Consider the following 24,231-nt stretch of genomic DNA (forward strand, 5'->3'; position numbering starts at 1 on the left):
GGAGTTTTTGCGTGCCATTTTAAACGAAGCTGCCCGTAAATTGCTATAGAATGTACGTGAGTCTATAATAACAGTAGACATATTTTAGGAGTGACCCATGAAGGAAGCCTATTATGACCACATCATGAATGTAAAAACAGAAAGATATCAGAAAGAAATCCTGCAGGCCGTGCACTATCATTATCATCGCTATGAGCCGACTCCCTATCGCGCGCTCGACGCCTTATTTGAATATTATAAGCTGGAAAGCGATGATCACGTGGTTGATTTCGGCTGCGGAATGGGACGCTTAATTTTTTATATCCATTATCATTTCCATGCTTCCGTTACCGGAATTGAAATGAACAAAGGGCTGTATGAAGCAGCACTTGAAAACCTGGACCGCTACGGCAAAAAAACAAAAAAGAACAAAGACAAAATCCAGTTCCAATGCTGCCTGGCTGAAGAATACCCGATTGGACCGGAAGATAATAAATTCTACTTTTTCAATCCTTTTTCCATCCAGGTATTTATTAAAATCGTTCACAACATTCTTCTTTCAGTGGAAAAAGAACCGCGTGAAACGGAACTTGTTTTGTATTATCCTTCCGAGGAATACATTCTCTTTTTAGAGAACCAGACAGGCTATGAGCTGAAAGAAGAGGTGTATGTACCTGAGCTCTACGAAAACAATCCGGCGGAAAAGTTTATGATTTACAGGCTTTCTTTCCTATTGGATTAAAATGATTAGAAAAGAATGGGTATCTTTCAATGGATTCCGCATAAGTGAGCCATTTTTCATCATAAAGTGAATAAAATTCATTATAAGGAAGCTATTTTTCATCATAAATTAAAAAAAATTCATCATAAACGGAAAAAATTCATTATAACTACTAGCCAAATGCAATTTCTGGTGATAAATCAGCAATTATACTCAGTGGAATTGATAACGAGGGGGTTCAAAAAGAATTAAGCACCCCTTCCTGATAATGTGCAGTATGAAAAAGCCAGCAGATGCAACGTTCTCCTGGCTTTTTTTATTATTTGGGTCTGTTAAAGCCTGATGTTGATTTTTAACACCTGTTGTTTGGAGTGGAAGGTGCGAGACTCCTGCGGGAACTGCAGCGGGACAGGTGAGACGCCGCAGGCGCAAAGCGCCTGCAACGGAAATTAACAGCCAATTTTAACAGAGCCCATTATTTAGAAAGAAAGTATTCAACTGCCGCCAAAAATTCAGGGAGCTTCTCATCATGAACAAAGTGTCCGGCGCCTTCAATCGTCACGAGTTCACAATCAGGAATCAACTCTGATACTTCCTTCAATTTATCCTGAGGGATGTGACTGGCCCCGCCGCCGATGATCAGAGTTGGAGCAGAAATGTCCGGAAGACGTGCCCACCAATTGGGATTGGGCTCATTCAGCTGCCTCATAATCGAAGGCACCACAGCCCAATCGAATGGAAGCGGATCGGAAGGTTCAGAAGGTATATCCAGCGGCTTATCCGGAAAGGGAGGCGGTGTGTCTTCGACAATCAGCTGTTCTACTCTTTCAGGAAAGATTTCCGAAAAGAGATAGGATACTGTCCCGCCCATGGAATGCCCCAAAAGGGTAAAGGTCTCCAAATTCATTGCATCTGCAAAATGAAGCAGGTCTTCGCACATTAGTTCAAACGAGTATTTCCCCGGCCTTGCACTTCCGCCTTGCCCCCTTTGATCAAGGGCCAGAACGCGGTATTTCTCTCCCAAAACAGCAGCGGCATGATCCCACGATTCACCACTCATCCCAAGTGCATGAAGCGCAACAATCGGCGGGGCAGAAGCTTCTCCTGTTTCCCGGTATTGGAAGGAAAGTCCGTTCAATTCCAGATGGTTTACGCGTGTTTCCATTCGATCATCTCCTTGGACAGTTTTGTCTGCTTGATGTACCAACTATGATTTAATTCAGCGGATAGGGGGGAATTCCCTTCCGGCCAAAATATTTATGCCAGCTGGAGGTGTAGTATGACACGCCAGACAGCTAAGATATAACGAGCAGAAGCTGTATTGCACTTTCTAGACATATGCTTTCTGGATACGATATAATATGGCACATGAGAATTCCTAATCATCCATCAGCTGAAAGTATACAGTTAACGAAAGTTCTTCACGCTTTAAGTGACCCAAATAGATTGAGGATTGTAAAGAGTATAGCTAGTAAGGGTGAAGAAGTTTGTACGTATTACTCTTATGAATTTAATATTTCAAAATCGACGGTTTCTCACCACATTAAAACGTTAAGAGAAGCCGGTATTATCAAGGTGCGTGTAGAAGGTTCCCAGCATTTCTACTCCATCAGAATGGAGGATCTGAACGGGAAATTTCCTGGATTAATGGAGATTGTTCTCTCAGCAGATCCTGAATCATATTAAAAAAGTCCTGGTCTATCCAGGGCTTTTTCTTTTTGGTTGTTAAAATAAATGAAGCATGATAACATTCTTTAAGTGTTCGATAATCATAGAATACTAGAACTCTAGAATGTAAAAAGTTAGCTTCAATGAGGAGGAAAAATCAATGAAAGAAGTTCTCTTAAATAAAGCAAATATAAAAGTGACGCAAATCGGGTTAGGGACCAATGCAGTAGGCGGTCATAATCTATTTACAGATTTAGATGAGGAACAGGGAAAAAATTTAGTAAAAGAGGCATTGAATCTGGGCATTGCATTTATTGATACAGCTGACGTCTACGGATTCGGACGGTCGGAAGAACTGGTAGGAGAAGTAATTAAACCCCATCGTTCTGAGCTAAAGCTTGCTACTAAAGGTGCTGTAGAAAAAATAGGGGAGAATACAAGGATTAACAACAAACCGGAGTATTTACGCGCAGCAATAGAGAAGAGTTTAAAAAGGCTTCAAACGGATTTTATTGATTTATATTACTTGCATTATCCGGACAACGAAACGCCTTTAACTGAATCAATCGGTGAATTATCCCGCTTAAAAGAAGAGGGGAAAATCGGGGCTATAGGAGTCTCCAACGTCAATCTGAATCAGCTAAAAGAAGCAAACCAGCACGGAGAAATTGATGTGATTCAATCCCCTTACAACATGCTGGACCGTTCGGCAGAAGAAGGCCTTCTTCCTTACAGCAGGGAACATAACATCTCCTTTGTTCCATATGGACCGCTGGCATTCGGAATTCTGGGTGGTAAATACAGCCGTTCACTGACATTAAAAGAGGGGGACTGGAGAAAGGAAGAACCTTTATTTCAACCGGAAACCTTTTTAACTGTTTTAGATAAGGTCGAAAAATTAAAAGCGATAGCCGAAGATAAAGAAGCCAGTCTATCCAATTTAGCACTCGCATGGCTCCTGTCACAAGACGGAATTGACACCGTAATCCCCGGCGGCAAGCGGGCTGAGCAGGTAAGAGAGAATGTGAAAGCAGATTCTTTAATTCTGTCATCTGGGGATTTGATTAAAATCGGATCTATACTCGGTAAATAAACATGTATCATAAGAATGACGAAAGCAAAAAAGCGGCTGGTGCTCCAGTCGCTTTTTATATTACGAGAGTTCCAAGCGGCTGCCCAGAAGGGGGGGATATAGCCGTTATGCAGTTAGATTAACCCTTCCCGCTGGTTTGCAGGGGCACCCCTTTGACGAGAATCCATGCAGTGCGGACTAAACGGCTTTTTTTTGATAAAACCTCCTGACTGTCCAAAATTCAATAACCAACAGGATAAATGCAGTTAGATAAATGAGACCGAACAATAGTAGGAACCAGATGATAAATGGCAGTGAGATCAAGGAAAGAATAAATGAACCGGTTTCAAGGAATTGCAGCCAAAAACTCACATCTTCTTTCTGTATTTCAAGCCAAACACTTGTCAGGGATGGAATAAGCGGGAGAATAACAAAAGAAGTATAATAGATGATTCGTTTTTTTGTTTTAATAAGGACATAAAAGTTGATCAGCAAAATCAACAGAATAAGAGATAGAATGACCATAACTAGACCTCCAAAATTGACAGGCTTTGCCCGAAAGCATAGCCTTCTTACTTCAACAACACCGAAAACACACTCCCGCCAGAATTACTCTCCTTCAGCACCAAATCTCCTCCCAGAGCCTTCGCAAGCATCCTGCTGAACGGCAGTCCGAGGCCGCGCACCTTCACTTTTTTCTTTACACCCCGAAAGAAGCGTTCGAATATATATGGCTGCTCACCTTCAGGTATACCTGGTCCGCTGTCGGCCAATTCGATCCGCTCTTCAAATAAAGACACTGTAATCCGTCCTTTCCCTTCCATCTCCTTGGACAGGCTTCGTTAATAGAAGTCTAAATGATTTACTGACTATGATTTATTTCGAGAGACAGCGGATCATTCCCTTTTAGCCAAACGATTTATCTATAAAATGGTAGATTGTGATATATTTACAATATACAGAATATACAAAAAATAAAAGGGGTCTATACTATGAACCAGACAATTGAATGCAAAAGGGTGGAAAAGGTATTTGAAGGGGACGGAATTCATACAGCTGCGCTTCAGGAAATTTCTATTACATTCCAAGAGAAAGAATTTGTTTCCATTGCAGGGCCATCGGGCTCAGGGAAATCAACGCTGCTAAGCCTGCTGGGGACACTGGACTTGCCGAGCAAAGGGGACATTTTTTATGGGGAAAGGAGTATTCGCGGGCTGAAAAAGAATGAACTCGCTGATTTTCGATTTGAGCAGATCGGATTTGTTTTTCAGCAGTTTCATCTGCTTCCGACACTGACCGCGCTTGAAAACATCCTTTCTCCTTTGATGGGACGGAAAGTTGCCTATAACAAAAAGGAAAGAGCGGAGCAGCTCTTGGAGCAGGTTGGACTAAAGGAAAAGGCCAATGCATTGCCGTCCCAGCTTTCAGGAGGACAGCAGCAGCGGGTGGCCATTGCAAGGGCTTTAATAAATGAACCAGGCTGGCTTCTGGCAGATGAACCGACGGGTAATCTTGATACGGAGACGGGAGAAATGGTATTTGAACTTCTTGCTGACCTGAATCGGAAGAAAGGCTGCGGGGTGATTTTTGTTACCCACGATCCGGAGCTTGCTGCAAGAGCACGGGTACAGATTGCAATGAAGGATGGAAACATTGTTTCGGTTCACCGGGAGAATCTCTATGTTTAAGTTCATCTGGAATAGCTGGTGGAGAAACAAGGAAAAATTTATTCTTCTTATGATCGGTGTGCTGATTATCAGCGTCGGGCTTAGTTTTCTAGTGGGGGTGTCCCAGGCAAACAACGGGACCATTGTTGATGCGCTTCAAAAGCGTTGGAAATCCTCTTATGACATTGTCGTCCGGCCCCCGGAAAGCAGAAGTGTAACCGAGGATATGAAGCTGTTGGAGCCGAACTTCATGAGCGGAATTGACGGCGGCATTTCAATGGAGCAGTACGAGGAAATTAAAGCCATGTCAGATATTGATGTTGCTGCTCCAATCGCCATGATTGGGAACTACAATAACGAAATCAGCTTAGGGAAAATGACCATAAAAGAGCCGGGAGTTTACCGGATGAAGCGGACGGAGAAGGATCACACGGGGGCAGGAGAGGAATCCTTTTCGAGCAACTTTTATTTTACTGTTGGAGCCTGGGCTCCGAGCGGGACAGGAAGGGAGTATGGAACGGGAATATTTTCAGGAGTCCTGAATTATGAAACTCAAATAATGATGGCTGCCATAGACCCTGAGGCTGAATCCCGATTAGTTGGAATTGACCAAGCGGTTATTAAAGGAGAAAACAGCCGTTTTTTTCAAACAGGGGACCATGCAGAAGTATATGATCTGGGAGATGGAGTGATAGAAAATCATGTTCCGGTTCTGATCAGCAGCAAATCGTTTTTAGATGGCGAGGTAACGTATACGGCGGAAAAGCTTGATTTGCCATTTAACACAAGTGAGCAGGCGAAAACAATGGAGAAGGTGGCTAAAGAGGGAGGAGAAGCCTATTTAGAAAAGCAAACAGGGACAGCTGTTGCCTCTGAAACCTTTACGACCGGCCAGGTTCAGCAAAAAACGCTTCAGCGGATTATGAACCCCGGTCAGAATGTAAAAGGAGCCGCATTAGAGGGGGCTGCGAGCGGATGGATGGGGTACAAGCCAACACCGGTGAATTACCGCCCGGTGACGAGTCCTTTTGGGGAGCGCTGGCCTTTCGCCTATGAAGTAAAGCCGTTTATCCAGCCGCAGGATTCACAATTCTACCTGTCCCAAACATATCGTCCGGTCAAATTATTCAGCGAAGATATCATGGATTGGCCAAGGGTAAAACCGAATTTTATCGGTGTTTTTGATCCTCAAAAGCTAAACCTGTCAAAGGATCCGCTGACCGAACTGCCGATGGAAACCTATTTTCCTTCAAAGGCGCAGTGGGTGCTGGATGAAAACCAAAAGCCGGTCAATCCACCTGTCACAATGAAGCCTGTGAATAACCCCTATGGATTTTTAACTAAGCCGCCTCTTATTTTAACCACACTGGATGCAGCCGAAAAAATTCTTGGCGATAAGCCGATCGCAGCGATCCGTGTGAAGGTAAAAGGTGTAGCTTCACTTGATGAAGCAAGCCAGAATCTGCTTAAAAAAACAGCGGAGAAAATTGAAAAGGAGACGGGCCTGGAAACCGATATCACCCTTGGTTCCTCCCCGCAGCCGGCACTTACTCATATTCCTGGTCTTGAAGGGAAGGAAGCGCTTGGCTGGATTGAACAGCCATGGATTAAAATCGGATCCTCTTTTGCCATTTTTAAAGAAGCGAAGGCAGGATTGTCAGCTGTTATCGGAAGTGTGATCCTCGTTGCGATTGTGTATGTATTCTCCTCCAATCTAATGATGATGTACGCCCGTAAAAAAGAATTCGCCGTTTTGCTTTCGCTGGGATGGAGACCGGGTCAGCTCTCAAAGCTGCTATTCCTGGAATCAACGATTCTCGGTCTGATTGTCTCCGTGATCAGCTGGCTGATTTTAGGCTGGATTACCATCACCAATGATCTCAAAACAGATGCTGTCAGGGTTCTGCTGATTGGATTTTTCGGGCTGCTCATCTACTGGCTTGGAACCATCATCCCATCTCTTGCAGTACGGAGAATCAAGCCTTACGAAAGCATGAAGGCTGGCGAAATCTCCAATCAGAAGCGATACGTAAAAACGGATCATTTGGCAGGGATGAGTTTAAATTATATGTTAGCGAGATGGAAAAGGAGCCTGTTAGCGATTGCCTCCATTGCAGTCCCATCCGCTATGTTTATGTTTTTTATCTTTATTACCTTCCGGCTGCGCGGAGTGATGTACACAACATGGCTCGGCCAATATGTTGCGGTTGAAATTGGGGTGATGCAGTATGTGGCGATGGGGATTGCCTTTCTGATTGCGATCCTGACTACTGTAGAAATCATCTGGCAAAACGTTGTTGAACGCCAGCCGGAGCTTGCGGTCATGAAAGCGATTGGCTGGAGAAACGGAACCATCCGCAAAATGATCTTGCTTGAGGGTGCGATCAACGGACTGGCTGCGGGTGTGATTGGCTTTATACTTGCTCTTTTCGCCATCAGGCAAGTGTATGGGCAAGTTCCGGGAGCTGAACTGCCGATTCTGTCCCTGACCATTCTGCTGCCGGTTCTGGCCGGAATGATTTCCGCCGTATTCCCTGCACAAAAAGCGGTGGGCATCCAGCCATATCAGGCTCTGAGCGGAGGCGTTCAAAACTCGAAAAAAACAGAGAAACAATTCAAGATCATCTTCTCTGGAGCCGGTGTCCTGCTGGCGACGGGGGTTATTCTTTTATTGGCTTCGGCCATACCATCCGCTCAGCCATCGAACGAGACAGCGGTTTCCGCTCCCGCAGCTGAAGGAACGAAAGGAGCCGCGATCAAAACGTATCATGCCAATAACAAAAAGGAAGAAACCCCTGACAAAAAAGAAAACAAAAAAAATGCGTTTAGCACGACGATCAGCGGTGCGGGATACATTATAAAACCGGGTGCCACACATGGAAATGATCCCTATTTAACCATTGGAGCAAAAACAGCATCCCCTGACAGGTTATCCGTGAAAAAGAAGGAAGCCGAGCTGATTACGCTCCCGGTAACAGTCGAAACCAAAAACGCCGATTCCGGCACACAAGTCTTTTATCCGCAGGGCTACACGATGCTGGATAGTCAGGGAAACATCTATGAACCGGTTGACGTTACTATTCTAGAGAAGAAAAATTTAGTCAGCACAAGACTGAAGAGTCCGGGTATGGCCAAAGTGCTTGTCACCTTTGAAGTCCCGAAAAAAGCTGAAAAACTGATTTTATCACCGAAGGAACTGTTCTTAGCAAGAAATGTAGTAGTAGAGGTAAAGGGGAAAATAATAGATAAATAATGGCTTTCTGACTGTGTTTATAAAGGACTGCCCCCTGTCTGGGAGCAGTCCTTTTTCAATTCTTTTACCGCAGCTTAACCGAAAACACACTCCCGCCCCGACCGCTTTCCTTCAGCACCAACTCCCCGCCCATAGCCTTCGCAAGCATCCTGCTGAACGGCAGTCCGAGTCCGAGACCGCGAACCTTCAATTTTTTCTCTTCACCGCGGAAGAAGCGTTCGAAGATATACGGCTGCTCACTTACGGGTATACCTGGCCCATTGTCCGCTACTTCAATCCGGTCTTCAAATAAAGACACGGTAATTTGTCCTTTCCCGGCCATTGCCTGGCTGGAGTTGTTCAATAAATTAATAAGGATCTGTTCCAGTCTGAGCGAGTCGGTTTCGAGGATGACGATTTGTTCTGGTGTGTTTACTTCATAATGAACCTCGTTTTGCTGGGTGACGCTCCATTGCCTGACAATTGTATGAATGAGTTCGTTCATATTGCATGTTTCCGGATGAATGGTAAAGGCGCCGGCAGACAGGGAGTTAAAGTCCAAAAGGTCGGCAATCATCGTTTGAAGACGGTGGATTTCTTTAAGCGTAATGTCCAGGAATTCCTGCCGTTCTTCACCGGTAACGATTCCGTCTCTTACGGCCTGGACAAGTCCGCTAATGGAGGTGACGGGTGTTTTTAAATCATGGGTCACGCCCGCGAGCAGCTCGGCTCTCAATTTTTCAAGCTGAATAAGCCGCTGTGTCATGTCTTCAAATGAAGTAACGAGGTCATAGATTTCCTGTTCCCGTACGTCAGAATTCAGCTTGACCTCGTATTGCCCTTCTTTGATTTCAGCTGCAGCAAGGGCAACCTCCTGAATCGGCTTTAAGATCCGCTTGGAGAGAAGATAAATCACGAGCCAGCCTAAAAGCCCGAGTCCAATCAGTAAAATAGCGATTAAGCGGTATTCCTGGTTGACATCTGCAAGCTCGTCCTCGGTCTGCATGACAACAATCCAGCCTTTTTGTTCCGAACCAATGACAATCGGCTCTTTAATGGTATAGACAGACGTTCCGTTAATCGTTAATCTCTGAACGGTATCATTATTGGAAAAAAAGGCTGCAGGAAGCTTCAGCTTTTCAGGTCCCATCTCGGGTCCGGGACCCCTGTGCGGCCCTCTTACCAGAACGCCTTTGTTATTCGCAATGAATATTTGAGGGGGGCGGCCCATATCCAAAACCCGGGCCCGCTGATCCATCCGCCTGTCAAAGTCTTTAAAATTTGTTTGGCCGTCAGCCGCGTCAGCCGATTCAGCGGCCAAATACTCCAGCAAATTCAGCCGGTTCTCAATCGTCGTCTGGCGGATCCACCAGAAGGAGCCGATACCTAGAATGAGCAGACCGATACAGAGGGAAAAAAGGTACCGGGTCGTCCAATATTTTAATAGAGTCGTCCGTTTCTTATTTTTCGTAAACACTGAACTGATACCCCAATCCTCTGAGCGTTCTGATTTCACCGCAGGCGGATGACCAATGGACGAGCGCCTGGCGGATCCGCTTCACCGCAAGGTCCACAGCCCGGTCGCTGCCTTCATAATCCATTCCCCATACGTGTTCGATTAAGTCTTCTCTCGTGAAGGTCCTGTTTGGCCTTGCTGCGAGGAAAAGGAGCAGCGAGAGATCCTTCGGAGTTAAGATGACGGATTCCCCGTTAATGGTGACGAGACGGGAATCAAAATAAATGCTCAAGTTGCCGAATTGCTTTCGGTCCTCGGATTCCAGGATTTTCGGCGAACGCCTTAGGACTGCGTTTACTCTCGCAATGACTTCTTCGCCGATAAACGGTTTTGAAATGTAATCATCCGCTCCCTGATTGAGTCCTTTTAATTTATAATCAATGTCGCCGAGCGCCGTCAGCATGATGACCGGACAGGCACTGACTTTTCTGATTTCCTCCAAAACCTCCCAGCCTTCTATACCCGGGAGCATCACATCGAGCAGCACAAGGTTAGGCGATTTTTCACGGAATACTGTAACGGCATCATTTCCGTTAAAGGCATGAAGCACCTCATATCCTTCATGCTTTAAATAAACGCTCAGCACTCTTGAGATGGTTTCCTCATCTTCTGCAACTAAAATGGTTTTATTCACGGGCGCTCCTCCTGTTTCTTCCACTATACAAGAAAACTCCCCGGCGATAAATACCAGGGAGTTCCTCATGTATTGTTAGATTCCCATTCCTTGAGGCGCAGCATCCGGTCCGTCTTGATCAGGCCCGCCTTCTCCCATACCGCCGTGTCCGCGTCCGCCGCCATCCGGCCCGCCATGTCCGTGTCCGAACCCATGTCCGAATCCGCCCAAACCTAAACCGAATCCGTCTTTATCTAGCAAATCGTTCAGTTTATCCGGATTCTTCGTTTTGATTTCTTCCGCCAAGTCACGAGTTGTTTTATTCGCCGTCGAAATGTTCAGCTCTTTTGCAAGCTTGGCAACTTTTTTATCCATCACTTCCGATGCGATTTGCTGAACGGTTTTGCCATCCACTGTGATTCCGTATTGTTTTGCATCCGCTTTTACTTTTGCAATGCGGACTTCCTGAGCCAGGTCGCGGATGTCTTTCCCGCTTGCTGAAATGCCGAGTTCTTTTGCTTCTTTGTTAACAGCTGCTGTGAAAACTTCCTGCCGGATTGTTTGCTGATCCTTGCCGCTTGTGGAAACACCAAGTTCTTTTGCTTTTTTATTCAGAGCGGCTGTGAACACATCCTGTCTGAGGGTTTGCTCATCTTTATTGTCAGCAGACACGCCGAGTTCTTTTGCTTTTTTCTTCAGCTGGGCAAGCTCGATCTCATGATGGAGGGTTTGCTCATCCTTGTTCGCTGTAGAAAGACCAAGCGCTTTTGCCTCTTTTTGAAGCTTCGCCAAGCGGACTTCCTGTGCCAGTGTTTCAAGATCTTTGCCTGATGTTTTAATGCCAAGAGCCTTCGCTTCTTTATTTAGAGCCGCAGTCCTGATTTCTTTCATAATTTCAGGAGCTGTTTTGCCGCTCGTGCTGATCCCGAAGGACTTTGCCTGAGCCAAAAGCTCGTCTGTATTTCCGCCGAAGAATCCTTTAGGGCCATGTCCTTTATGTCCGAATCCCTTTCCGGCGAATTCCTGTTTAACATTGCTTGAATCTGCCGTCTTCGTATTTGTATCGCTTGCCGCAAAAGCCGATGAAGCGGCATAGCCTCCAAGTAATACGGTTCCTGCAACCGCAAAGCTGATCACGGATTTTTTCATTTGTATTTCCTCCTAAGTATGTGGTTAAGGTTTTTCCTGCTGAACCTTATACTCATACTTTACCGGGCGAATGTGTCAGGCAAATGTCAGGGGCAAACTTTTTTTATCTCGGAAGGATAGCAGAGCTTGTTTGTGCAATTAATTCAGATTTTGTGCAATGTATGGGGAAAGTTCTGCAATTAATTCAGATTTTGTGCAAATTATGAGGAAAGTTCTGCAATTAATTCAGATTTTGTGCAAATTATGAGGAAAGTTCTGCAATTAATGATAGAGTCCATATAATTGTGTAAATAGAAAAAGGGTCATATCACCCTCATGTTACAATGTTTTCGACCAAGAAAAAATGTAATGGAGGATGAATATGACCCAAATTAATCTTACCCTAAATGTGGAGGACTTAAAAGACCACCTCTTGAATTCTAATCTGGACGCTGTCGTGAAATCATCACTTGTTTTGATTCTGAATCAAGTGATGGAAAGCGAACGGGATGAGCACCTGAACGCGGATGCTTATGAAAGAACGAGTGGCAGGACTGACTACCGGAACGGCTATTATGAACGAGACTTTCTTGTTTCTATCGGAAAGATTAACCTGAAGGTTCCCCGTACCCGAAACGGTGAGTTTTCCACCTCTGTGTTCGAGAAATATAAGCGGGCTGACCAAGCCCTCGTCCTGTCTATGATGGAAATGGTCGTCAACGGCGTTTCAACTCGCAAAGTGACGAAGATTATGGAACAGCTTTGCGGGGAAAGTGTGTCCAAGTCCCTTGTCTCCTCCATCACCAAAAAACTTGATCCCATTGTGAACGAGTGGGCTAGCCGCCCTCTGAATGTCATGTACTACAAGTATGTGTTTGTGGATGCTTTGTATATTAAGGTCCGCGAACATCAGCGTGTGGTTTCAAAAGCAGTTTATGTGGCCGTTGGGGTCAACTCTCAGCTTAAACGGGAAGTCATTGGGCTGGCTGTCAATCATTCCGAATCCAAAGAAGGCTGGACCCAATTCTTTAGCCACCTTAAATCTAGGGGATTTCAGTCTCCCAAACTGATGATTTCGGACGCCCATAAGGGCTTGAAGGCAGCCATTCAGGAATCCTTTGTCGGAACAAGCTGGCAGAGATGCACGTTTCACTTTAAAAAGAACCTGTTTGACCGCATGCCGAAGAAACAGGCAGAAGAATTAAAACACGCCCTCCTCCGTATTTTTGATGCCGCGAAACCAGAAGACGCAAGAGCTTTAAAAGAGGAGTTTATGCACACCTATGATGGAGAGCGCGGATATGAAACGGTGCTGACACTGTTGGACGATGGTTTTGAGGATGCCATCCAATTTATGAATGAACCTCTGGGCTTCCAAAAAAAGCTGCGGACCACCAATAACCTGGAACGCCTGAATGCTGAAATCAGAAGAAGAGAGCGCGTCATTCGAATCTTCCCCAATACCCAGTCTGCTTTTCGTCTGATCGGAGCTGTCTTGATGGACTATGAAAAATCCCTCGACCCTGGAGATCGAAAGTACATGTACGACGTGAAAGAGAACTAAGTTCTCTTCCTCTATAAAAAAATGCCCTATCTATTTTATAAGGTTGAAAACATGGTATGAATATTTACACAAGATAATGGACTTGACCCAATTAATTCGGATTTTGTGCAATAAATGAAGAAAGTTCTGCAATTATCCAGAAACTTGTGTAATGGATGATACAGGTTGTGCAATGAAGGAACGCTGTCGCCCAACCTATCCGTTATTTATGTGTCAAACAGCCATTTTTCTCCATTATCTCCTATCAACAATCAGAAAATTCTGTTATGATCATTTATGTATACGCTTACATAATCCGTCATACCTATATGTTAACAGGGAGGAAGCAAGCCGTTTTACTGAACTTATTTCTTTTATTGCAGAAAATGTTCCAGCGTAAAGGAACAACAGGCAGCGTTTATGGTACAACTAACAAAAAAGATGGTCTATGGGGGGAGTTTTCAGCATGATGAACTATTTGCAAAGGATTGGCCGTTCGTTAATGCTTCCGGTTGCGGTATTGCCGGCGGCGGCTATATTAATGGGGATCGGCTATTGGATGGATCCGGCTGGATGGGGGGCGTCGATTCCGGCCGCTGCTTTCCTGATAAAAGCGGGTTCCTCCATTATTGATAACATGGGAATACTGTTTGCAGTAGGAGTGGCTTTGGGGATGGCCAAGGAACGGGATGGTTCCGCTGCACTTAGCGGACTTGTAGCCTTCCTTGTGATCACGACCTTGCTATCAACGGATACAGTGGCCATGCTCCAGGGAGTAGATGCGGCAAAAGTAAATCCGGCCTTTGGTAAAATCGAGAACCAATTTATCGGAATTCTATCCGGTATCGTCGCGTCCGTTATGTATAACCGCTTCAGTCATGTGAAGCTTGTGGATGCACTGGCCTTCTTCAGCGGAAAGCGACTTGTTCCGATTATGTCCGCCGTTGCAATGCTTGTGGTTTCTGGTATATTGCTATTTGTTTGGCCGGTTGTATTTTCAGGCCTTGTTTCCTTCGGTGAAGCAATCAGTAAGCTCGGATTTGTTGGTGCCGGTCTGTACGGATTTTTTAATCGATTATTAATTCCTACAGGACTTCATCATGCACTAAACTCGGTCTTCTGGTTTGACGTAGCGGGAATCAATGACATTGGAAACTTCTGGTCCGGTAAAGGAACAAAAGGTGTGACAGGAATGTATCAGGCTGGCTTCTTCCCGGTGATGATGTTTGGTCTTCCGGCAGCGGGGCTTGCGATGTACCATACAGCAAAAACAAAGAATAAAAAGCAAGTCGCTTCCCTGATGCTTGCGGCAGGTGTGGCTTCCTTCTTTACAGGTGTAACAGAGCCTCTGGAATTCGCCTTCATGTTTGTGGCGCCGCTATTGTTTGTTGCCCATGCTGTTTTAACAGGATTATCCCTGGCAGTTGCGGCCTTTTTCCACTGGACGGCAGGCTTTGGTTTCAGTGCCGGGTTCATTGACTTCTTCTTAAGCTCAAGACTTCCTTTAGCAAACAGCCCGTACATGCTGATTGTTCAAGGACTGGTCTTTGCCGTCCTCTACTACTTTATCTTCCGCTTCCTGATTGTTAAATTCAACTTGATGACACCGGGAAGAGAAGAAGAGGATGCAGCTAAATTAGATGAAGGACTCGTACTAAACGAAGCAGCACCTGCAGCAGCAGGAGTGGATACAGAAAACAAATTCACCCTGATGGCTGCCAGAATCTACGAAGGACTCGGCGGGGACGAAAACGTCACATCCATCGACAACTGTGTCACCCGGCTTCGGATTGAAGTGAAAGACATGAAAGCCGTCGATCAGCAAAAAATCAAAGCAACCGGTGTACCGGGAATCAACATCGTCGGCGCCAGCAGCATTCAGGTCATTGTAGGGACGAATGTACAGTTTGTGGCGGATGAGATGCACAAGATCCGGAAGTGACTGGAGAAATTGGAAAGGGGTGCAGACTCCTTTCTTTTTTCTTTGTTTTATAAGGAATGATTGCCTTTTTATGGTACTGTTACAGAGGTACCCAGCGTAAGAACAGGAGTACCGAAATTTCTGCTTGTGTAAAGAGGGGTAGGTTTTATGGAATTTAAGGTGGAAAAAGTAAAAGGGTTTAGCCTGCAAATCGGCCATCTTGTCTCACAAATGAATTATGCCAGGAAAACAACTTTAGAAGCTGTACATGGCTTAACTACTGCTGAATTAGATTATTTGCCTGGCAAGGAAGGGAATAGTATCGGAGCCCTTTTATTCCATATGGCTGCTGTTGAAAAAGGATTTCAAATCGAGATTTTTGATGGCAGGAGACCGAATGAACAAGAGATGGAGGAATGGGGTGCACCCTATAGTCTTGGCGATACAGGGAGAGCACAGATCAAGGGAAACCCTTTAGATTTTTATCTCGGCAAACTAGAGGAAGTCAGAAGCAGAACCTTAAGAGAATTTGCCAATCTGGATGATGACTGGCTTTATGAAAACAGACCATGGGATAACCATCCATCGAATAACTACTTCATTTGGTTTCACGTATTCGAAGACGAGATTAACCATAGAGGCCAAATAAGAATGATTAGAAAAATGCTGTCCCGGAACGGCTGATATTGGTTACTTTCCCCCGGTATAGGAATTTAGGGGGGGTCACTGTTTTTTCAGTTCCGTTATAAAGTTACATGGTAGATCAAGAGAGAGGTGAACAAATGAAAGAGCGTATGGAAACGAGGGGTTCAAAAAGCAAAGCGGGGAAACTAATGAATGCTATTCTATATATTCTCATAGGCTTAGCCTTCTTACGTTTTATAGCAAACTATGTTTTGTGAAGAAGGGATAAATGCTAAACAGCAAGAATACATACCTATGTAAAAGATATTTGGGGCAGCGGGAAACTGCCTCATTTTGGAGTGTGAAAAATGAGCGAATCGATTATCAGTGTAAATGGCCTGGTCAAAAAATACGGAGATTTCACGGCTGTGAATGGAATCAATTTTGATGTAGATAGAGGCGAAGTGTTTGGTGTGCTCGGCCCGAATGGAGCAGGGAAAACGACGACGCTTGAAATGCTCGTCGGCCTCCGTAAGCCGGACGGCGGATCTGCTGATATCGGCGGATTTGATGTGGTGCGGGATTTGAATAAGGTGAAAGAAGTTATTGGGGTTCAGCTCCAGTCGACGACGCTGTTTGAGCTGCTGACGGTCGAGGAGATTTTGGTCCTGTATGCGAGCTTTTATAAAAAGCATATTCCGATCCATCCCCTCATTGAGGATATGCTGCTGACGGACAAAACGAAAAGCCGGATTAAGAGCTTATCCGGCGGACAGAAGCAGAGGCTTGCGATTGCGCTTGCTCTTGTTCACGACCCGTGGATTATTTTCCTTGATGAGCCAACGACGGGTCTCGATCCGCAGGCGAGGAGAACGCTGTGGGACATTATTTTTAGTTTGAAGGAAAAAGGGAAAACGGTAGTGCTGACGACGCATTATATGGATGAAGCCCACGTCCTTTGCGACCGGATTGCGATTATGGATCAGGGAAATCTGATCGCGCTGGATACACCGGCTGAGCTTGTCCGGAGCCTTCACTCTGAAAATGCGGTGGAGTTCCGTTTTGAAGAGGAAGCCGAACTGGATTTGACTCAAATAGAGGGAGTCAAGCAGGTCGGCAGTCAAAAGGACGCAACGATTCTGTATACGGATAATCTGCAGGCAACCTTAACGAGTCTCATCCAGACAGCTGCGGATCATGGCTTGAAGCTCGCTGATTTGCAGATCCGGACAGCAACGCTTGAGGACGTCTTTATCCATATGACCGGAAGGAGTTTGAGGGAAGCATGAAGGCATATTGGCAATTGACGTTAACCCAGCTGCGGATCTTTATCCGGAACCGCCAGGTCTTATTCTGGACGCTTGCGTTTCCAATTTTTCTGATGGTTATGCTCGGATCCTTTCTTGGAGGCTGCAACAGCATGTCTGTCACGGTCGGAGTGGTCGATGAGGATCAGTCGGCGGAGTCCAAAGCATTTGTTGAAGCACTCAAGAAAAATCAGGCGATGGAGCTTGAAAAGGAATCAAATGAAGAAAAAGCTTTCAGCGCAGTAAAAAAAGGCGACCTGCAAATCGCCATTGTCATTCCAAAGGATTATGCAGAAAAGCTCGGCAAGGGCGCCCCATTTAAAATGCCGGTCTACTATGATGAAACAAACGCGGCCGCGTCCCAAATCGGGCTTCAGCTCGTAAACGGAGCGGTGGATCAAATCAGCAAAGAGCAGGTCAATTACAAGCCCGTTGTTGTGACGGAAGCAAAAGGAATTGAAACGCTCAACCTCCAGTACATTGACTTCCTCGTACCCGGAATCGTTGCGATGATGATCATGAGCAACAATATGAACGGGGTAGCCGGTCAGATTGCAGCGTGGAGAGAGCGCGGGATTTTGAGAAGGATGCAGGGAACGACACTTAAAGCTTCGACCTTTATTGCCGCTCAAATTACCGCCCGCCTCATGCTGAACGGTTTGCAGGCACTGCTGGTGCTTATCATCGCCCAGCTCATCTTCGGGGTCGATGTCCGGGGCTCTTGGCTGACACTTGTCGGATTTGTTATTTTAGGAACACTGGCCTTCATGGCCATCGGATTTATCATCGCGGGAATTGCGAAAACACCGGAAAGCGCCGCGCCAATCGCTGGTTTCCTATCCTTCCCGATGCTTTTTCTTGGCGGCGTCTTTTTTCCAATCAAAGACATGCCGGATTTCCTGCAGCCGATCGTGTACGTTCTCCCGATTTCCCATTTAAGCCATGCGCTGAGGGAAGTCATGAACGTCGGCGCGTCCCTCATGACGCTTGGTACGGAAGCGCTGATCCTCGCCTGCTGGGTAGTAGGGGCTTTTATCATCGCGAGCTTTACGTTTAAATGGGAGTAAGAATAAGGAATAGATAGAGAGAGGTGATTTCTATGGGAATCTGCAGCATCGATCATTCACGTGAAGACGTCCTGAAAAAGCTTATGCAGCAGCAGGAACACCTGCCGCATAAAACGGCAATGGACACCGGGTTTTTTTTGCAGAACGAGCAGCCCCAGGAGACATTGAATGACGTCTTTCATCTACTGAAAAAATACGATCTCGCTTCTGCAGAAGAGCGGGAAGAACGCAATGACCGGCTGAACGCGCTGGTTTCCGGAGGAACAGAATCCTGAGGGGTTCTGTTTTTTTATGCAGAAAACACTATACTCGGTCAGAATTAGGCAGGAATCGTAAATTTATTGTTAAAAATTGTAATAAAATGTAGCTGGTAAATGTATTTTTCTGTAAAGTGAGGAGAGAGAAACACATTAGATTTCAGGCCGCGTCATTCGAGGTTTGATTATGCTTAGGGGGGACAACATGAGGGCCGTTCTTAAAGAGATAGCAGTGAACAAAAGGATCTTTACACTTCTATTTACAGGTTTTCTTTTATCACAGGCTCCAATCTTGATCGCTTTCTCAACACAAGATTATTACAATGAATTATTTTACGATTCGAAAAACGGCAAATTCGAAGACTACACTTTCATAACTTTTTCGGGAGTGAAAAAATTGGATCTGAACGAACTCCAAAGGCTGGCCCAATCTTCCTTCAAGTCTTCGAGCGTCATTACAGCGGACCGTTTCGTCACAACTTCCGCATTAGGAACGGTAAACATCGTGGGCATTTTAACGGGCAATGAAACTTGGAGTCCTCCTATCTTAAAAGGATCAACATTAGATGGTGAGAGTGACGGTATACTTGTCGGAAAAGATCTTTCTGACAATCTGGGAAACTTACATATGATGGATCAGGACTTTATTGTTACAGGAATAGCAGGGAAAGAGGAAAGCAGCAGCTATGATCAAAAAGTATACATGCCTTTCTGCGCTTTTCCCCCTGTCATGGAGCAGGAAATAAAAAGAGACAGAACGCTTCAGCTCCTTGTCCGATCCAACGAAGACAATAAAAACGAACTGAATGCTTTCCTGCAAAAGGTAAAGCAGACAGGCAGTTTCTACTCAGTCGAAGTCGCAAACGAAACAAAAAACTACGATAAAGAAAGACGCTCCAGACAAGATGTTAAAGAGCTATTAAGTCTTCCTTATGAACTGTCAGTTATGGCAATAAGCAGCTGTCTTCTTGTAAGTTCCTTATGGATCCATCTGAAAAGGCGGGATATTTCCACCAGGAAAGCGTTTGGAGCAAGCAATGCCGGCTTGTTTCTGTTTGTATTCTCTCAGGCATTCGTATGTGCCATGCTCTCCTCCGGACTTTCGCTAGTGATACAGTGGCTGCTGGCTGAAGCAGGCAATGATATGTTTGCGTACACCGGTTTAATGAGTCAGCTGAATCCTTCTCAATGGATTCTTTACCTCGTCATCCCAGTTGTTCTTTCACTTATTGCATCCCTGATCCCCGCCATTTATATAGTAAAAATTGAACCCGTTCAGCCGGTAAAGGAGTATTCGTATGTTTCGTATTAAACGTGCTCTGCTCGCAATAAAAAAGAGATGGGTTCTTTCTTTGCTCCTTCTCCTTCAGTTTACGATTGGATTATCGATTCTTACAGGTGCCGCCAGTCTGTTTAACAGCATCTTTTATATAAAAAACAGCGCAAACTCTATGTTGGATCCGGCATATACGTATCTGCCTTTATATGAAAATTTGGATCCCGCTTCCAATCAGTTGAAGAAAGAAGAAATGGATGAAGTTTTTAAGAGGCTTGAGGCAAATAAAGATGTTAAAGCGTATGGAACGTATTCCCAAGAGATCATTCCTCTTGATAAGACTACAGCTGTATTTAAAAAAGAAATGCTGGAGGAACTAACAATCGGTCCACTTTCGGAGTCTGACCCGATGGTGCGGGCTTTGGTAATAGATGAAAACTACAGCCGCTTTTTAAACCTTTCCTTATCTGAAGGAAAGGGATTTTCCTCCCGTGATTTTGAGACGGGCGGGACGATAACGAATGTCATAGCAGGCTCCTTTTTTAAGAAATACTTTCAAGTTGGAGATACCATCCATAACCAATACAAAATCATTGGTTTTTTGCCCGAAAACCAATTTATTGTATATGTGAATTTTTCCAATGCTTATCAGAAATCGGATAAGCTTATGCTGCTTCCTATGCCAGTAGAAAGGGCAGCTGATCCGGATGATCTGCTTATTAGACTGAAGCAAAATACGGTGCTCCAGCTCCGGGAAAATGCAGATTTAACGAAACTAAAGAGGGAAATGAAGCTGGATCGTACAGATGGGAAGGCAACGATCAATCATATGGAAAAGGCAATCAGCGATACCGTTCGTAATGCTCTTTCTAATAAAATTCCTCTATTCATTGCAAGTATAGGTGTTCTGTTTTTCTCTATAACAGGCATAGTCATTACTTCTATTGTTTCAATGAAGATGAGAAAACGGGAATTTGGCATCAGAATGGCTGTTGGAGAAAGTAAAGCAGGTATTCTGGTTCAGCTCGCTTTGGAAAACGTCTTTATTGCCATTGCCGGCTTTGGCCTGTCACAGCTTTACTTTTACTGCAAAAATCAGGTGTTTTTCCAGCTGTCCAGCCAGTTGGATGACGTTTATGCATCCAGCTTAACTTATAATACCCCTGTTGTTTTAACGGATTTGGGGGGATTGCTGTGTCTCCTTTTCGTTTCAAATCTGATCGTTTTTTTCTTTTTGCGGAAGCTTGAACCAAGGTCATTTACCGGAGGAATCAGCTAGAATGCATATGATAGAGTTAAAGAATATAGAAAATTTATATGGCTGTAGCGGAAATAAGACACTGGCTTTAAACGGTATATCACTGGAAGTTAAAAAGGGGGAGTGCCTCTCCATTTTTGGGCCATCCGGATCGGGGAAAAGTACGTTATTAAATATATTAGGATTGCTGGATGTCCCGGATAACGGAGAATATTCCTTAAACGGGAAAAGGATGAGCGGAGAAAATAAAATGCATCAGGCGAGAAACCAAATGATTGGTTTCATTTTTCAAAACTTCGCTCTGTTAAAGGATTACACCATTCTTGAGAATGTGGTCTTGCCTCTGAACTATAGAAGGATGCCTCAAAAAGAAAGAAATTCAAAGGCCGTTGCATGGCTAGAAAAGGTAGGATTGAAGGAGCATATACATAAAAAACCAGATGAATTATCCGGCGGACAGCAGCAAAGAGCAGCCATTGCGAGGGCGTTAATAGGGGACCCCGAACTGATATTGGCAGATGAGCCGACCGGAAATCTCGATCGGCAGACGAGCGATGACATCATGAGACTGCTGGTGCAATTAAATAGAGAGGGAAAAACCATGATTATTGCAACCCATAATATAGATATTGCAAAAAAGTGTGACAGGGTCATAGAAATCGCTGACGGAAGTGTGGTTGATTTTAATACGATTGAACGGGAGAGACTTAGTTTTCGGAGACCGCAGGTCAGCTCTGGCGATAAATAGATGCTTATTTCCGGAGGAGGCGAAGCTGTAACATTTCATATAAGAGTAAGAGCGGGTGGAATTATTGTAGAAGATGAATCCATTCTTTTAATCGAGTTTAATGACGAAAACGGTCTGCATTATAATTTGCCTGGCGGCGGAGTGGAGGAGGGAGTAACGGTGAAAGCTGCGGCTGCCAGAGAAGTGATGGAAGAGGCGTCGGTGCAGGTTGATGTCGGCGAACTCGTCTTCGTCTATGAATATGAACCGGAGATCAACACAAATAAGTATGGAGAAACATCATCTTTAACGTTATGGTTCGAGTGCACCCTGAAGGAGAATTCCAGACCCGAAATGCCGCTGAAGCCTGATTTCAGCCAAACTGGTGTGAAGTGGATCAAACTGTCTGAGTTAAATACTATCACCCTTTTTCCGGATGTGAAGGAGCAGATCGTACAATATGCAATCCGCCGAACCAGCATTCCATTGCTCGAGGAACATAGTCTCAAAGTGAACTAGCTGAAAATTCCCTGTTTCCCTGCCAACTTCCAAGGGTAGAGTACAAGACACGATTTACATACTTATCCAAAGGGGTGGCGAAACGAAGTGAGCAATCGCAAGGATGAACAGCTGGAACAGTACCGGGTTGACGATGAGGGGAAAAAACTGACGACGAATCAGGGGTTAAAGGTTTCTGAGGATGAGTTTTCGCTTAAGGCAGGAGAACGCGGACCGACGCTGCTTGAGGATTTTCATTTCCGCGAGAAGATGACGCACTTTGACCATGAGCGGATACCGGAGCGGATTGTGCATGCGCGCGGGTTTGCGGCTCACGGGGAGTTTGAAGTTTACGAGTCGATGAAAGAGTACACGAGAGCAGGATTTTTACAGGATCCTTCTGTGAAGACACCTGTTTTTGTGCGTTTTTCAACCGTTGCCGGGTCACGCGGTTCTGCTGAAACGGTCCGTGATGCCCGCGGTTTTGCGACGAAGTTTTATACGGAAGAAGGCAACTACGATTTAGTTGGCAACAACATTCCGGTGTTTTTTATTCAGGATGCCATCAAGTTTCCGGATTTGATTCATGCGGTAAAACCGGAGCCTCATAACGAGATCCCCCAGGCTGCATCCGCACACGATACGTTCTGGGATTTCGTTGCGAACAATCAGGAAGCGGCGCACATGGTGATGTGGACAATGTCCGACCGGGCGATTCCAAGAAGTCTGCGCATGATGGAGGGCTTTGGTGTCCATACGTTCCGCTTTGTAAATGAAGAAGGAAAAGCGCGGTTTGTCAAATTCCACTGGAAACCGCTGCTCGGCACGCATTCCCTCGTTTGGGATGAAGCGCAGAAGATCAACGGGAAGGATCCGGATTTCCACCGCCGCGACTTATATGATTCCATTGAAAACGGGGATTATCCGGAGTATGAGCTTGGAGTTCAGATGATTGAGGAAGAGGACGAGTTCAAATTTGACTTTGATTTGCTCGATCCGACGAAGCTGTGGCCGGAAGAGGACATTCCTGTTAAAATCATCGGGAAAATGACGCTGAACCGCAATGTGGACAATGTGTTTGCAGAAACGGAGCAGGTCGCCTTCCATCCAGGGTCCGTTGTACCGGGAATTGATTTCTCCAATGATCCGCTTTTGCAGGGACGTCTCTTTTCCTACACGGACACGCAGCTGATCCGCCTCGGCGGACCGAACTTCCATGAGCTGCCGATCAACCGTCCGGTGTGCCCGTTCTTTAACAATCAGCGTGACGGCTACGGAAGGCATACGATTAACCGCGGCCAGGTCGCGTACCATAAAAACTCGCTCGCAGCGAATACACCGGCTCCGGCCAGTGCGGACGAAGGCGGTTATGTTCATTACCAGGAAAGAGTGGAAGGGTATAAGATTCGCGCGCGCAGCGACAGCTTCAAGGATCATTTTTCCCAGGCCACGCTATTCTGGAACAGCATGAGCAAGCCTGAAAAGGAGCATATCATTGATGCGTTCAGCTTCGAGCTTGGAAAAGTGAAGAGCGAATCTGTTCAGCAGCAGGTTGTCGATATGTTCGCCAATGTCAGCCTGGAGCTCGCGCAAGGTTTTGCTGAAGCGATTGGCGTAACGCCGCCGGAGCAGGGCGGTTCCAACGTAACGAAATCTTCTCCTGCACTGAGCCAGGAAAAAACAGCGAAAAGTCCGGATACCCGGAAAGTCGGTGTGATTTTGGATGAAGGATTCAACGGACAGGAAGTCAGCTCGGTTCTTGAAAGCCTGAAAGCAAAAGGCATCCAGCCGGAAATCATCAGCAGCAAGCTCGGCAAGCTGAAGGGCACAGACGGAAGCGAGCAGAAAGTGGACCACACCTTCCTGACTTGCGACTCCGTTTTGTTTGATGCCATCTACGCAGTCGGAGGAAAGGGAGCTGGTAAGCGATTCTACCGTGATGCCTCCGCATTCCTTCAGGAAGCATTTATGCATTACAAACCGATTGGGGCGACCCATGAAGGGGAGAAATGGATTGAGGCGAATGAGATGAAGAATAGCCCAGGCGTTGTAAGCGGGCAAAATCCAGAAAAGTTTGCTGCTGCGTTTATCGGGGCGATTTCGGAACACCGCCATTGGGATCGGGAAGTAGTTTAATAGATAGAGTGGATGGCGGCC

22 protein-coding genes are annotated in these 24,231 nt (G+C 45.5%); 16 read left to right on the plus strand and 6 right to left on the minus strand.

Annotated features, from left to right (window positions below):
- The first annotated feature begins 97 nt into the window (after window positions 1-97).
- Window positions 98-721: a class I SAM-dependent methyltransferase gene (locus CEF21_RS04015; RefSeq protein WP_123913480.1), complete on the plus strand. Its 624-nt coding sequence runs from the start codon at window positions 98-100 to the stop codon at window positions 719-721.
- Window positions 722-1,175: 454 nt separating this feature from the next.
- Here the strand turns inward: CEF21_RS04015 and CEF21_RS04020 are convergent, their stop codons facing one another.
- Window positions 1,176-1,865: an alpha/beta fold hydrolase gene (locus CEF21_RS04020; protein WP_123913481.1), complete on the minus strand. Its 690-nt coding sequence runs from the start codon at window positions 1,863-1,865 to the stop codon at window positions 1,176-1,178.
- Between the two features lie 203 nt (window positions 1,866-2,068).
- Between CEF21_RS04020 and CEF21_RS04025 the strand changes: the two genes are divergently transcribed.
- Window positions 2,069-2,386: an ArsR/SmtB family transcription factor gene (locus CEF21_RS04025; RefSeq protein WP_123913482.1), complete on the plus strand. Its 318-nt coding sequence runs from the start codon at window positions 2,069-2,071 to the stop codon at window positions 2,384-2,386.
- A gap of 142 nt (window positions 2,387-2,528) precedes the next feature.
- Entirely contained in the window at window positions 2,529-3,461 is a 933-nt protein-coding gene (locus tag CEF21_RS04030; RefSeq protein ID WP_123913483.1) for an aldo/keto reductase, read from the plus strand.
- Between the two features lie 177 nt (window positions 3,462-3,638).
- On the opposite strand, the gene CEF21_RS04035 is transcribed toward CEF21_RS04030, so the two are convergent.
- Window positions 3,639-3,965, minus strand: coding sequence for a hypothetical protein (locus CEF21_RS04035; protein WP_123913484.1), 327 nt, complete (start codon window positions 3,963-3,965; stop codon window positions 3,639-3,641).
- 47 nt (window positions 3,966-4,012) lie between these two features.
- On the minus strand, window positions 4,013-4,264 hold the full coding sequence (locus tag CEF21_RS04040) for a sensor histidine kinase (protein ID WP_123913485.1): 252 nt from the start codon (window positions 4,262-4,264) through the stop codon (window positions 4,013-4,015).
- Window positions 4,265-4,432: 168 nt separating this feature from the next.
- On the opposite strand from CEF21_RS04040, the gene CEF21_RS04045 reads away from it, so the two are divergent.
- Window positions 4,433-5,128 (plus strand): ABC transporter ATP-binding protein, encoded by a 696-nt coding sequence (locus CEF21_RS04045; RefSeq protein WP_123913486.1) that lies wholly within the window; start codon window positions 4,433-4,435, stop codon window positions 5,126-5,128.
- The gene (locus tag CEF21_RS04050; protein ID WP_164462071.1) at window positions 5,121-8,360 is read left to right on the plus strand and encodes an ABC transporter permease; all 3,240 of its coding nucleotides are present in this window, start codon (window positions 5,121-5,123) and stop codon (window positions 8,358-8,360) included. The genes CEF21_RS04045 and CEF21_RS04050 overlap by 8 nt, the downstream gene beginning before the upstream one ends.
- A 64-nt stretch (window positions 8,361-8,424) precedes the next feature.
- Here the strand turns inward: CEF21_RS04050 and CEF21_RS04055 are convergent, their stop codons facing one another.
- From CEF21_RS04055 to CEF21_RS04065, 3 genes are all read right to left on the minus strand, one after another.
- The gene (locus CEF21_RS04055; RefSeq protein ID WP_123913488.1) at window positions 8,425-9,816 is read right to left on the minus strand and encodes a HAMP domain-containing sensor histidine kinase; all 1,392 of its coding nucleotides are present in this window, start codon (window positions 9,814-9,816) and stop codon (window positions 8,425-8,427) included.
- On the minus strand, window positions 9,800-10,489 hold the full coding sequence (locus CEF21_RS04060; protein WP_241156760.1) for a response regulator transcription factor: 690 nt from the start codon (window positions 10,487-10,489) through the stop codon (window positions 9,800-9,802). The genes CEF21_RS04055 and CEF21_RS04060 overlap by 17 nt, the downstream gene beginning before the upstream one ends.
- A 75-nt stretch (window positions 10,490-10,564) precedes the next feature.
- Window positions 10,565-11,617, minus strand: a complete 1,053-nt coding sequence (locus CEF21_RS04065; protein WP_123913490.1) for a hypothetical protein — start codon at window positions 11,615-11,617, stop codon at window positions 10,565-10,567.
- 361 nt (window positions 11,618-11,978) lie between these two features.
- Here CEF21_RS04065 and CEF21_RS04070 point away from each other — a divergent pair, with 361 nt between their 5' ends.
- The 11 genes from CEF21_RS04070 to CEF21_RS04120 all read left to right on the plus strand — a co-directional run bounded on the left by CEF21_RS04070 (window position 11,979) and on the right by CEF21_RS04120 (window position 24,210).
- Window positions 11,979-13,160, plus strand: a complete 1,182-nt coding sequence (locus tag CEF21_RS04070; protein WP_123913491.1) for an IS256 family transposase — start codon at window positions 11,979-11,981, stop codon at window positions 13,158-13,160.
- 445 nt (window positions 13,161-13,605) lie between these two features.
- On the plus strand, window positions 13,606-15,081 hold the full coding sequence (nagE, locus tag CEF21_RS04075; RefSeq protein WP_123913492.1) for an N-acetylglucosamine-specific PTS transporter subunit IIBC: 1,476 nt from the start codon (window positions 13,606-13,608) through the stop codon (window positions 15,079-15,081).
- 147 nt (window positions 15,082-15,228) lie between these two features.
- Entirely contained in the window at window positions 15,229-15,744 is a 516-nt protein-coding gene (locus CEF21_RS04080) for a DinB family protein (RefSeq protein WP_123913493.1), read from the plus strand.
- Between the two features lie 308 nt (window positions 15,745-16,052).
- The gene (locus CEF21_RS04085; protein WP_123913494.1) at window positions 16,053-16,973 is read left to right on the plus strand and encodes an ABC transporter ATP-binding protein; all 921 of its coding nucleotides are present in this window, start codon (window positions 16,053-16,055) and stop codon (window positions 16,971-16,973) included.
- Window positions 16,970-18,058: an ABC transporter permease gene (locus CEF21_RS04090; protein ID WP_123913495.1), complete on the plus strand. Its 1,089-nt coding sequence runs from the start codon at window positions 16,970-16,972 to the stop codon at window positions 18,056-18,058. The genes CEF21_RS04085 and CEF21_RS04090 overlap by 4 nt, the downstream gene beginning before the upstream one ends.
- A 32-nt stretch (window positions 18,059-18,090) precedes the next feature.
- Entirely contained in the window at window positions 18,091-18,333 is a 243-nt protein-coding gene (locus tag CEF21_RS04095; protein ID WP_123913496.1) for a group-specific protein, read from the plus strand.
- Window positions 18,334-18,520: 187 nt separating this feature from the next.
- Window positions 18,521-19,627 (plus strand): ABC transporter permease, encoded by a 1,107-nt coding sequence (locus CEF21_RS04100; protein WP_164462072.1) that lies wholly within the window; start codon window positions 18,521-18,523, stop codon window positions 19,625-19,627.
- Window positions 19,614-20,870 carry an ABC transporter permease gene (locus CEF21_RS04105; protein WP_123913498.1) on the plus strand — a complete coding sequence of 419 codons (1,257 nt, stop codon included), beginning with the start codon at window positions 19,614-19,616 and terminating at the stop codon, window positions 20,868-20,870. The genes CEF21_RS04100 and CEF21_RS04105 overlap by 14 nt, the downstream gene beginning before the upstream one ends.
- Window position 20,871: 1 nt before the next feature.
- Window positions 20,872-21,597 carry an ABC transporter ATP-binding protein gene (locus CEF21_RS04110; protein ID WP_123913499.1) on the plus strand — a complete coding sequence of 242 codons (726 nt, stop codon included), beginning with the start codon at window positions 20,872-20,874 and terminating at the stop codon, window positions 21,595-21,597.
- Window positions 21,598-22,095 carry an NUDIX domain-containing protein gene (locus CEF21_RS04115; RefSeq protein ID WP_123913500.1) on the plus strand — a complete coding sequence of 166 codons (498 nt, stop codon included), beginning with the start codon at window positions 21,598-21,600 and terminating at the stop codon, window positions 22,093-22,095. It begins immediately after the preceding gene.
- 87 nt (window positions 22,096-22,182) lie between these two features.
- Window positions 22,183-24,210 carry a catalase gene (locus tag CEF21_RS04120; protein WP_123913501.1) on the plus strand — a complete coding sequence of 676 codons (2,028 nt, stop codon included), beginning with the start codon at window positions 22,183-22,185 and terminating at the stop codon, window positions 24,208-24,210.
- Window positions 24,211-24,231: the final 21 nt, after the last annotated feature.

Source organism: Bacillus sp. FJAT-42376 (genome assembly GCF_003816055.1).
GTDB lineage: Bacteria > Bacillota > Bacilli > Bacillales > Bacillaceae > Metabacillus_B.